Annotated in this window: 10 protein-coding genes; all 10 read left to right on the forward strand. The window is 32.6% G+C overall.

Annotated features, from left to right (window positions below; translation table 11 throughout):
* Nucleotides 1-38: 38 nt before the first annotated feature.
* The 10 genes from ACFOZZ_RS08200 to ACFOZZ_RS08245 all read left to right on the forward strand — a co-directional run bounded on the left by ACFOZZ_RS08200 (nt 39) and on the right by ACFOZZ_RS08245 (nt 12,508).
* Entirely contained in the window at nt 39-1,295 is a 1,257-nt protein-coding gene (locus ACFOZZ_RS08200; RefSeq protein WP_376815058.1) for a serine dehydratase subunit alpha family protein, read from the forward strand.
* 307 nt (nt 1,296-1,602) lie between these two features.
* The gene (locus ACFOZZ_RS08205; RefSeq protein ID WP_040389796.1) at nt 1,603-2,079 is read left to right on the forward strand and encodes a PTS system mannose/fructose/N-acetylgalactosamine-transporter subunit IIB; all 477 of its coding nucleotides are present in this window, start codon (nt 1,603-1,605) and stop codon (nt 2,077-2,079) included.
* Nucleotides 2,080-2,097: 18 nt separating this feature from the next.
* Nucleotides 2,098-2,895: a PTS mannose/fructose/sorbose/N-acetylgalactosamine transporter subunit IIC gene (locus tag ACFOZZ_RS08210; RefSeq protein ID WP_055232546.1), complete on the forward strand. Its 798-nt coding sequence runs from the start codon at nt 2,098-2,100 to the stop codon at nt 2,893-2,895.
* Entirely contained in the window at nt 2,888-3,709 is an 822-nt protein-coding gene (locus tag ACFOZZ_RS08215) for a PTS system mannose/fructose/sorbose family transporter subunit IID (RefSeq protein ID WP_202898380.1), read from the forward strand. The genes ACFOZZ_RS08210 and ACFOZZ_RS08215 overlap by 8 nt, the downstream gene beginning before the upstream one ends.
* 23 nt (nt 3,710-3,732) lie before the next feature.
* A complete protein-coding gene (locus tag ACFOZZ_RS08220; protein ID WP_376815059.1) occupies nt 3,733-4,155 on the forward strand; it encodes a PTS sugar transporter subunit IIA in 423 nt (140 codons plus the stop codon).
* Nucleotides 4,145-5,824: a glycoside hydrolase family 13 protein gene (locus ACFOZZ_RS08225; protein ID WP_278778636.1), complete on the forward strand. Its 1,680-nt coding sequence runs from the start codon at nt 4,145-4,147 to the stop codon at nt 5,822-5,824. Before ACFOZZ_RS08220 ends, ACFOZZ_RS08225 begins: the two co-directional genes overlap by 11 nt.
* Before the next feature lie 6 nt (nt 5,825-5,830).
* Nucleotides 5,831-6,583, forward strand: coding sequence for a MurR/RpiR family transcriptional regulator (locus ACFOZZ_RS08230; protein ID WP_376815061.1), 753 nt, complete (start codon nt 5,831-5,833; stop codon nt 6,581-6,583).
* Nucleotides 6,584-6,694: 111 nt separating this feature from the next.
* Entirely contained in the window at nt 6,695-7,828 is a 1,134-nt protein-coding gene (locus tag ACFOZZ_RS08235; RefSeq protein ID WP_376815063.1) for an ATP-binding protein, read from the forward strand.
* A gap of 175 nt (nt 7,829-8,003) precedes the next feature.
* Nucleotides 8,004-9,212 (forward strand): hypothetical protein, encoded by a 1,209-nt coding sequence (locus ACFOZZ_RS08240; RefSeq protein WP_329967269.1) that lies wholly within the window; start codon nt 8,004-8,006, stop codon nt 9,210-9,212.
* Between the two features lie 74 nt (nt 9,213-9,286).
* Nucleotides 9,287-12,508, forward strand: a complete 3,222-nt coding sequence (locus ACFOZZ_RS08245; protein ID WP_376815062.1) for a protein kinase domain-containing protein — start codon at nt 9,287-9,289, stop codon at nt 12,506-12,508.
* The last annotated feature ends 96 nt before the right edge of the window (nt 12,509-12,604 follow it).

Raw genomic sequence — 12,604 nt, forward strand, 5'->3', positions numbered from 1 at the left:
TGGGATAAACCTTGTATACTGTAAACAAGGAGAATTATATGAGAAAAGAAGAACTAATAGACTTATTGAAGAAGGATGTAGTCCCTGCATTAGGATGTACAGAACCAGTCTGTATCGCATTATGTGCAGCTTATGCATCTAAACAGTTAAATAGTCCAATAACTAAAATAGAATTAGATGTTAATAAAGGTATATATAAGAATGGGATGTCTGCAGGTATACCACATTGTGAGCATGTGGGTCTAGAGTATGCTGCTTCTATCGGGGCATTATTAAAGAACCCAGAAAAACAGCTGACTCTATTTGAAGATATTGAACCAGATACAATCACTTATGCTGAATTATTAGTGCCCCATGTTTCTATCACAATTAATGATTCAGCATCTATTCATGTAAAATGTACCCTTTATACATCTAACGATACAGTGACATGTATGATCAAAGAGGCACATACAAATATAGTGTATCTAGAAAAGAATGGAATTATATTAGAAGAGAAAACAACTCAAGAAACAAACAATACACCCACTGTGATTGATGAACTCAAAGAAATGAAAATCTCAGACATACGTTCTTTGGTAGACTCAATGACAGTGGATGAACTTCATTTCTTATTAGATGGTATAGAAATGAATAACCAACTATCACAATATAAAGGAACAACACATTTGAGTGATTCATTCAATCATTCATTATTCTCTGAAGACTTGTTAACTAGAATAATCAAGAAAGTTACTGCAGCTGCTGAAAATAGACTAGATGGCTGTCCACTTCCTGCAATGAGCAGTTCGGGTGCAGGCACAAAAGGACTTGTAGTCTCTATCCCAGTGAATGAAGTGGCAGAAGAACTCCATGTATCACTAGAAAAGAAACTTAAAGCACTTGCGCTTACACATCTAGTAAATAGATATATTAATGCACATATAGGTAAATTATTGCCTATGTGTACATGTGTCATGGCGTCTTCTACATCTGCTTCTGTAGGTATCGCTTATCTCTTAGATGCGACAAATGATCAGATAGGTTATTGTATACGTAATATGACAGGAACTGTAACTGGTATGATTTGTGATGGTGGAAAAGTAGGATGTGCATTAAAGGTATCTACAGGTTCTACGGCTGCACTTATGTGTGCAACAACTGCAGTCAATGATGCAGTATTAAGAGAAAGTGATGGAATTTGTGCAGCAACACCTGAACAATGTATTCAAAATATAGCACGTATTGGGAAAAATGGAATGGAAAGAATAGATGAAGAAATCATCGCAATTATGAAAAGTAAAGAGTGTCAATAGCGAGAAGGTGGTCCAAGGATTATCTTCTTTTTGCGTATAATGATACATTTTAATAATTAAAGTGAATAAAGTATGAAGTGATAGTTAATTGAAATAACCTTGTATATATCATAATAAATTGAATTGTATAAACATAATATTACTATTCTAAAACATCATAATGGAATATTTCCCTTATCTTTGACACCTATTCCAAAAGTTTGTGCCACATCCCAGAAGGGGCCTGAAATATTGAAAGTGTTCGCATTGTTGGGTAAACTAGGACTCGTCAAAACAAATGAAAGCAATTTCAAGGAGGAAAAGAAAAATGAGTTTAGTATTAGCAAGAATCGACCAGAGATTAATTCATGGTATTGTTGTTACGCAATGGGCAGGTGCAACACAGGCAAAAAGATTAATGGTAGTCGATGATGAAGTAAGTAAGGATGAAGTTCAAAAATCAGCTATGAGAATGAGTAAGCCAGTGGGGACTGGTATGTCAATCATTGATACAGAAACAGCTATTAAGAACTTCAACGCAGGAAAGTATGATAGCCATAATGTATTCATGATTGTAAGAGAACCATCTACATTAGTTAAGTTAGCTGAAGGTGGCGTTAAGATTCCTAAAGTAAACATTGGTATTATCTTCGATGGGGAAGGTAAGACAACAGTGAAGAAGATGGTTTCAGTCAATGAAGAAGAAGTGAATGATTTAAAGAAATTACAGTCTATGGGTATTCCAGTGACATTCCACTTCGTACCAAGCGAAGCAGAAGAACCACTAGAAACATATATTAAATAATCAAGGGGGATAAGAAGTATGCAGGTTATTCAAGGAGTATTAATCGTATTATTATCAATGTGGATGGTCATAGACCAGCAGGGTATTGTTATTACAACATGGTTCCCAATCATGGTTGCATTCTTTGCAGGATTGATTATGGGGGATATGAAGACTGCCATGATTATTGGTGGTACATTCCAGTTAATGAACTTAGGTGTTGCCAACATTGGTGGTTCATCAGTGCCTAACTGGGGTCTTGCAACAGTAGTTGGTATTTATGTTGCATGTAGAACTACAAATGATGTGGCTCAGGCAAAAGCAGTTGCCTTAGCAGTAGGTGTACCAGTTGGTATGCTTGGTATTCAGTTAGATGTATTCGCAAAGTTATTAAATACTTATGTAACACATGCAGCACAGAAAGCATGTAATGAAAAGAAGTTTGGTAAGATGAACAGAATTCTTTGGATTGGTCCTATGATCTTTGCTTTATCTACAGGTTTACCAACAGCTTTATGTGTATTATTTGGTGATGCAATCGTTAATGTTATTTTAAAATCAGTTCCAGTATGGTTCACAAATGGTCTATCTATCGCAGGAAATATGTTACCAGTTGTAGGTATCGCATTATTGTTACAGGTTATGCCTGCTAAGAAGTACTTATCAATGTTGATGATTGGTTTTGTCTTCTCAGCTTACTTAAATGTACCAATGTTAGGTGTATCTATTATTGGTTTAGCTATTGCTTACTATTTCTTTACAACACAGGTCAATAAAGTGCCAGCAGTCGCAGCAGAAGGTGAAGTAATCGAAGAAGGAGATGATTGGGATGAATAAAGAAACACAGACAACAGAAGTTGTTACAAAGAAAGATCTTACAAAAGCCGCAGTACGTTACATGTTTATGGCATGTAATACATATAACTATGAAAACCATCAGGGTCCAGCAGTTGTATTTGGATTAGAGAAGGTTTTAAGAAAGATTCATAAGAATAATGATGATGACTATGTTGCATCATTAAATAACCACTTCAAATATTTCAATACTACAACTTGGATGGCTAATATCTTACTTGGTGCAAGTGTTGCTATGGAAGAAAAAGATGGTGTAGAAGCATTAGATACAGTACAGAACTTTAAGACAGGTATGATGGGTCCTCTTGCAGGTATCGGTGACACTTTAATCTGGGTACTATATCCAACAATCATGGGTTCTATTGCAGCTTACATGGGACTTGAAGGTAACCCTACAGGTGCACTTATCTGGATGTTACTTAACGTGATTTTCTTCTTCTTTAGAATTAAGCTATTCCATTTGGGATATGATTCAGGTTTAAAGCTTATTACTACATTAGGCGATAAGTTATCAGTCTTCACTGAAGCAGCATCTATCATGGGGCTAACAGTTATTGGGGCATTAATCCCTTCAGTTGTTAAGATGTCATTAGGTCTTGTCTTTAAGTCAGGCAAAGTAAAACTTGCTATTCAGACAGGTGTCTTAGATAAGATCATGCCTGCTTTATTACCAGTTGCACTTACATTTATCGTTTATAAATTACTTGCATCTAAGAAACTTACTGTTATTCAGGTCATCTTCTTAATTATTATTCTTGCATTAGTTTGCTCATTCTTTGGAATTCTAGCTCTCTAATCAAAGTTTTCGGGGGAAAGTCTATGAGAAAAATCGTTCTAACCAGCCATCATTTACTTGCAGATGGGTTAAAAGATACAATTCAGTATCTTATGCCAACTTTAACTGATATCCAGTCAGTGAGTGCTTATATGGATAATGTACCTGTTGAAAAACAGTTAAAAGAAGCACTTGGAGAAATCAATGAAGATGATGAATACATCATCTTCACTGATATGCTTGGGGGTAGTGTGAATCAGGAAGCAGCCAAATACTTACAGTATCCTAATGTATATGTGATTACAGGAATGAATTTACCTATTGTATTAAGTGTCTGTTTATCACTAGCAAACTGTGAAAAAGTGAATGAAGATATCATTAGAAATGCGATTGATGATGCAAAGTCACAGATTGTTTATGTCAACGATGTTATGAAAAATATGGGGGTTGATGAAGATGATGAATAAAGATTGGTGGAAAAGCAGCGTTGTTTATCAGGTTTATCCACAAAGTTTTAATGATACCAACAATGATGGGGTTGGTGATTTAAAAGGTATAACTGAAAAACTTCCTTATTTATCTAAATTAGGTATTGATGTCATCTGGTTAAATCCTATCTATGAGTCACCATTAGTAGATAATGGTTATGATATTGCGAACTATCGCAAGATCAATCCAATGTATGGCACAATGGAAGACTTTGATGAACTATTAGAAACAGCACATAGTATGAATATTAAGATTATTATGGACTTAGTAGTGAATCATACAAGTGACCAGCATGAATGGTTCTTAAAGTCTAAATCTTCTAAGGATAATGAATATTCTGATTTCTATATCTGGAAGGATCCTAAAGAAGATGGCAGTGAACCAACAAACTGGGGTGCTACTTTTGGTGGATCTGCATGGACTTATGTACCTGAAAGAAAACAGTATTATCTTCATTGTTTTGCGCCAGGACAGCCTGACTTAAACTGGGAAAATCCTAAGGTTAGAGAAGCTGTTTATGATGAAATGCGCTTCTGGTTAGATAAAGGTATTGATGGTTATAGAATGGATGTTATCTCTTTATTAAGTAAGAGACAGAATTTCCCAGATGCCTTACCAGGAGAATATGATTATGCAAAATCATATTATAAAGGAGCTTCTAATGGACCTCGTATTCATGAATTCCTACAGGAAATGAATAGAGAAGTCTTATCACACTATGATGTGATGACAGTAGGAGAAACAGCCAATACCAATGTTCAGCAGGGTAAACTTTATACAGATCCTTCTAGACATGAATTAAACATGGTATTCCAGTTTGATCATATGCATTTAGATTATGGTAAGTACGGTAAATTCTCTGATGTAAAGTTTAAACTCAGTGATTTAAAGAAGAGCTTATCAACTTGGATCAATGATTTAGGTGATGGATGGAATTCACTTTATTGGGACAACCATGACCAGCCTAGAAATGTGACTCGTTTTGGTGATGATGGAGTATATCGTGTAGAATCTGCTAAGATGTTAGCTACTCTATTACATATGATGAAGGGAACACCTTATGTTTTCCAGGGAGATGAATTAGGTATGAAAGATGTACCTTTTACATCACTTGATCAATATAAAGATATTGAAACTGTCTTTATGTGTCAGAAGATGAAGGATGAAGGTGAAAATGAAGAAACAATCAAGAAATATGCTTATTTAAGTTCAAGAGACAATGCAAGAACTCCATTTCCTTGGAATGGAGAAGAAGGTTCTGGTTTCTCTAATGTAAAGCCTTGGATTGATTATTCACCTGATAATAAGTTCATCAATGCAGAAGATGAATTAAAAGATCCAAATTCAGTATTCTATTATTATCAGAAATTAATTCGTTTAAGAAAAGAAAATCCTATAATTGTTTATGGATCTTATAAACTATTAGACGAAGAAGATTCAGATATCTTCTCATATGAAAGAGAATATGAAGGTAAGAAATTACTTGTAGTATGTTCTTTCGCAAAAGAGAAGGTAAGATATACATTGCCAGATGACTATAAGGATGCTGAAATTCTTATTGGAAATTATGAGAATGTATTGAAAACAGATGATAAAAATATTATTCTAAACCCATATCAAGCAGTAGTTTATCTAACAAAGGAGTAATGAGATATGGACTTTGACACACAAGCAGGACTTATATATTCAACATTAAATGATAACGAAAAAGATATGATTCAATATATCAGAAACCATAAAGCAGATGTTGTAGACATGCCTATTAATGAACTTGCGAATGTTCTGCTTTCGTCAAAGAGTTCTGTATTACGCCTCGCACAAAAGCTAGGCTATACAGGTTATTCAGAATTAAAGTATTCTTTAAAGAAGGATATAGTAAAGAAAGCAGTTGTTCCTACAGATCTTGTTGAAAAATTCAGAAAAGAGATTGATAAAACATTTGAATATGCATCACAAGTAAACTTTGCGCCATTGATCTCTGAAATCCATAAAGCGAGACAAGTTATTCTATATGCGACAGGGTTTACTCAGAATAACTATACAAAACAGTTTTCTAGTGAGCTATTTATGGCAGGGCGTTCAAATTATATTGTATCTGGTGAAACAAACTTTGAAATCATCTCACACTCCCTAACTAGTGATGATTTCGTCATTATTATTTCGTTGTCAGGTAATACACCAGGTATCAGAACAGTAGTCAATGAATTGAATATGAAAGATATACCTATTATTTCTATAACTGAGCTAGGAAAGAATTTCCTTGTAGAAAATTCAGATTATCAGCTTTACTATAATACAACAGATTTTCCAATCGAAGAGGAACATATCATTTCTATGAATGCAGTAGGAATTGTTCTTACTATTCTTGTAAGAAAATATCAAGAATTCGCATTCTTTGATGAGTAAAGTCAGACTTAATGGTCTGGCTTTTTTTCGTGTTATAGACTTTACGAATATATATGGGTGAATAAAATGAAACTTTTAGAAAGAAACTAATTAACAAAAATTATTAATGTAATTGGAACTCCTGATATTAAAGTGATTACGGGTATTAGAAGATCTGGAAAATCATGTCTGTTACTACAATTTATGGAATATATAAATCAAACTGATAAAGACGCGAATATTATTTTTGTTGATTTCAATTCTTTAAGTGCAGAGCCGTATTTAGAATACCAGGCATTAAATAATTATATAGAAGGTCAATATAAATCTAACAAGAATAATTATGTATGCATAGATGAAGTTCAAATGTGCAGTGGCTTTGAGAAAGTCATAAATAGTCTACATAGTAGTATGAAATATGATATTTATATTACTGGTTCGAATGCATTTCTATTAAGTAGTGATTTGGCTACTTTATTTACCGGTAGAACGTATGAAATAGAAGTATTTCCTTTTTCTTATAAAGAATGTCTAAAATATTATGATGGGCAGTATTCACTTGATAGATACGTGAGAGAAGGTGGAATGCCTGGAACTTTGCTTTATCGTGAAAAAGATGATAAGTATAAATATATACGAGATGTTTTTGAGACGCTTATTATAAAGGACATAACTAATAAATATTCGATAAGAAACAAGGAAGTTATTCATGATTTAGCGTACTTTATGATGGATAACATTAGTTCTTTGACATCAGCTAATAATATATCTAAATCATTAGCAATTGCTAATATTAAAATAACAGATAAGACTATAAAATTGTATATGCAATATTTGAAAGATTCACACTTGTTTTATAAAGCTAGAAGGTATGATATAAAAGGGAAAAAATGTTTGGCAACAAATGATAAGTATTATTTGTCTGACCATTCTTTCAGATATGCTATTATAGGAACAAAAAACATGGACTATGGCAGAGTATATGAAAATATCGTTGCGATTGAATTGCTTAGAAGAGGGTATGAAGTTTATGTTGGTAAACTTTACAAAAAAGAAGTTGATTTTGTGGCTATAAAACAAAATGAGAAGATTTATTTTCAAGTAAGTGATGATATTTCGAATCAGAAAACTTTCGATAGAGAAGTTACTTCACTATTAGAAATACAAGATGCATATCCTAAAATCTTATTGGCTAACACACATCATGATGAATATCAGTATGAAGGTGTAAAAATAATTGATATTGAAGAATGGTTAAAATTGTAAATATAAATGATTTGAATGCAGATAAGATAATAAATAAAAGTTTTACTTTATGCTTGTGAATCCTTCTAGCCTATGAACCTTGATGTAAATTAAGGTTTTTTTGTGCTTTGTTGTAATGTACATATATACGTTATACAATTATTTATAAGATTACTTATGAAGGGAAAAAGAAAATATGACTCAATATACAGAATTACTTGATAAAAAAGCTGAAGAACTACTATTAGATGATGATAACTATGAAGAAAGATTACTTGAAGTTGCTACACTGTTTCGTGGATTTGATGAAGCATTTACATCTTTTATTAAAGAACATGGATATACAGGTGATTTATCTGATACACCTGCAAAGGTAGAGTTTTTACGTGATAAGTTCAAAGCAGTGCATATAAAACTACCTCGTGATTTGTTTGTACCCAATAGGAAGATTTCTCGTAAAACTGCTTTTCAGATCTGTTTTGCTTTAGGTTTAGATGTTGATGAAACAAAAGACTTTTTTAGATGCGTTCAGTTTGAACGTGGGTTTGATTATCATACTATAAATGAAGCAGTTTATTATTTCTGTATGAGAAAAGGTCTTTCATATGATGAAGCACAAGAGATGATTCATAGTATTCCTATACCTAAAAAGATGAAAAAACTTCCAGATTGTGATGTCCTTTACACAGGTGCTATTATTGAAAACCTCAACAACATTGAGGATAAAGAAGAATTGATACACTATATCACAGAGAATATAGATGAATTTCGTTATAATAATGTCACTGCTCTAAAATATATTAGAAATCTTTGGAATGATATTTCTAAAGAAGATGGACTTGCAGTACAGGAAGGTACTGTGATTGATAGTTATAATATATTTAAAAATAAGCAGGAACAAGAAGATGACTATGTAATTGCGAATCCTCATGCATCTACTTGGACTATCTTTTCTCAAATAATGGGGTTCAGAAATTATCAAGAAAGTGAGTTTTCGATTAAATATGATCGTTCATTGACTTCTGTATTATCTGATAATAGACTCATGCCATTAAAGGCTGAATACTGTTTTCCAAACAGACAAAACATTGACAAGTTACTTCGTGAAGAACTAGTTGGCAAGGATGAAATAATTAGAAAGATGCTTATTTTTCTTGTTTTCTATACTTATTGGGCAAAACGAATTATTAGAAAAAAACGAGATTCCAATATAGTAGAAGACAATGATTTTGAAAGATGTCTAGATATGATCAATGCACGACTACTCGGTGCAGGTTATCCAGAATTATATATTGGTAATCCTTATGATTGGCTCTTTATGTGGGCATTAAAAGACTATGATAATCCTTTATTTGCGTTTAGATATTATATGGGAGAAGTATTTGCGGAAGCTGCTGAGAATTAATGGTGTAATAATAAAACCTAATCGAATAAACCTTGAATTATAATCTATTTATAATAATAAAAGGTGGTGAACTTATGGATCACAGAATTGCATTGAAACCAAATACTCCGCTTTGTTTATCTAATGATAGTGGTGAAATGATTCATTGTATTATAAAAAATGAAATTGGGCGTGGAGGATCCTGCATTGTATATGAAGCAGTTCGTATCACTGATACAGGTGATCAAACACTATATAGAATAAAGGAGTTTTACCCTTACAAACTTCATATTTCTCGTAATAATAATGAACTAGTTCCATCAGTACATGATATGGATTCTTTTCAAAAAGGACAGAAACAATTCCGCTGTGATTTTTCACATACAAATAGGTTATTCTATTCAGGTGATAACTATTCATCCATGACAAATCAATTGGATGTATTTAATCAAAATGGTACATCTTATATCTTATCTGCCTATTCTTCTGAGAATACATTAGCTGCTTATAAACCAGTGAATTTAAAAGAATGTATTACACTCATTAAACAGGTTGTTTATGTTTTAGGTAATATTCACAAGATGGGATATCTATATTTAGATATCAAACCTGATAATGTTTTGATTGTTGATGGATATCAAAAGCAAGTTCAGCTATTTGACTTTAATTCGCTTTTTGAATGGAAAAAAGTAAATCAACCAAGTGATATCAGACTATCTTATACTAAAGGTTTTGCACCTATTGAGTTACAGACTTCAAAAATCAAACGACTAGGACCACATACAGACGTTTATAGTGTAGGTGCATTATTGTTTTATCTTTTGTTTGGTCATACACCTACTGTACCTGACTGTGAAATAGATGCTGTATATGATTTCTCAAAAATACAATATGTCTATCATCAATGTGATGATCGATTATTGAGTTCTTTATGTCATTTCTTTCATAATACATTAGCTGTTTATTATGCAGATAGATATCAAAATATGGAGGAAGTATTAGATCAATTATCAATAATTGAGAAGTATGCTGACCCTTTAATACCACGTATTTATTCTACTCATATTATAAAGCCGCAAATCTTTTATGGACGTGAACAGGAGTTTAAAGAATTAGATAGTCTTCTATTAAATCCAAATTATAATTGTTTATTTATATCAGGTATGGGTGGTATTGGTAAGAGTACCTTTATTAAAGAATATCTCGCACGTTATCGTGAGAAGTTTGATACAGTTCTGTATGTCTATTATAAGGACAGTATTGAAGAAACTATATCCAATGACATGAATATTGAAATAAACACATTAAGACAAGATGAAGAAAATAAAACGCCCATCAGATACTTTGATAAAAAAGTTCAAAAGATACGTGAACTTGTAAGAGGTACTTCCGCGATTTTAGTCATTGATAATTTTACAGGTGAGATGGATGATGATTTAATTGCACTTCTTTCTACAGGATTAAGAATTATTCTCTTAACGCGTAAGTTACCTTCTTATTCAAATTGTCTAAAAGTGGAACTTTCTGCGATAACAGAGTGGAATGCTTTAATACATATATTTGAAGCCCATCTTGGACGTTCTATTGAAGCATATGAGCTAGATGACTTTAAACGTATACTCAATAGTATTGAGAATCATACGCTTATTCTAGAATTAATTGCGAAACAGATTGCGAATAGTCATATAACTATTTCTAGTGCTGCAGCTCTTACAATTGAGAATGGTTTTTCTACAATTGCGACTGAGAAGGTGGATTACGAAAGAGATAGTAAACAAATAAGTGATACGATTGGACATATCATAGATGCATTATTTGTCACAAATATGCTTTCTTCACAAAAGAAGGTCTTACTGAAGGTGCTCTCTTTGGTTGGCGATGAAGGAATAGAGATAAATATATTTCAGAGAATTATGCAACTTGAGTCTAAAGATGATTTAAATGAGTTAATTAAAGATGGCTGGATTACTATTTCTAGAGATATGGTTTCAATGAACAATGTGATTCAAGAAGCTGTGCATCGTTGGGAATGGACAAATGATTCTATTTATGCTGTTAGACAGTTCTTAACATATTTCTATATAGAAATTTATTTAGAATCCACAAAGAATAATTATCCTAAGAAACTTATATCAGAGTCATTAAAAGGTAAATGGATAATCAATAAACTATATAAGTGGCAAAAAGGTCTTATTGGGAAGGTAAACCAAGAAAGATATGCACGAATTAAAGATGAATCTCCTGCAGACATTGAAAAACTAACAAAATTACTCTATTTAGCTGAAGGCATTATTAAACAATGTCAAAGAGAGAAAGTGATTTGTGATACAGATCTATTCACGAACCTGCAGGTTGTAGTCTTACTCAATATGCCTCATTATAGAGATGACTTTGAAACAAGCAGAATTCTTTCAGATTATATTAAGTCTATTGAGCAAGATGAAGACTCTATGCATAAAATGAGACTAGATGCTGTTGTGATTATGCAGATTTATGAATTGATTTTCTCAATTTCTGCCAATAACGAAGATCTAGAAGGTATGCAGGATATACTAGTACGCGCTAAAAAAGCATCAAGCTGTTTCCATAGGAAAGAAGCTTATGCAATTTACTATAATATGCTTTCTGAGTATTATGATATTCTTCTTGATGGCTTTTATGATACAGACAATCAAGATGAAGAACGAGTACTCAATAAGATGCTTGACGCTATTGAAAAAACATTATTCTATTCTAAACAAAATATTTCTTATGATATCAATTATTTGTATGTAAAAAATATTTTGGCGAAAGCCACAATTTTGATGCGAAGTAATCGAGGTACGATAAGAAAAATCGATAAGCTGATTACTAACGCAAAGAAAATAATCATAGAGAATACAACGGAATATGCGGATGTTCGATTGCAGTATTATTTAGTATGTGCCTGGTATTATGCGTTGGTACAAGATGACAAAGATATGGCAGAAGTATTTATCGAAGATGCACTAGAGTTATCCAATGTTATAATTCCAACTGATTTACAGAAAATTGAGGATGTGATTATTCCTTGCGCCAATATTTACTTTGAATTGTGCTGTTATAATCAAGCAATTGGTTTACTTTATAAAGGCACACGCCTCTGTTTTAAGCATATCAATACTGACTCCTATGCGTTTATCAGACAGCAGCTCTATAATCATTTCTTTCAGGTTGGCATAGAAGCACAGCAAGTTGAATGGTGTCAAAAGATGATCAAACTTATAGAAATAGAGAATAAAGAAATTGTGGATGATAAAAATAGAGTGATTATTCCAGAAGAGGTACGAAGTTTATAGTGTAAGTATCCAAGTCTGAACTATTATAGGTAATTTAAAATAACTAGGGGTTTCCCAAATTTTAATTATCACGTAGTATGGGGTGATGCTCACCCC

Source organism: Catenibacterium sp. GCM10023432 (assembly GCF_042651925.1).
GTDB classification, from domain to species: domain Bacteria; phylum Bacillota_I; class Bacilli_A; order Erysipelotrichales; family Coprobacillaceae; genus Catenibacterium; species Catenibacterium mitsuoka.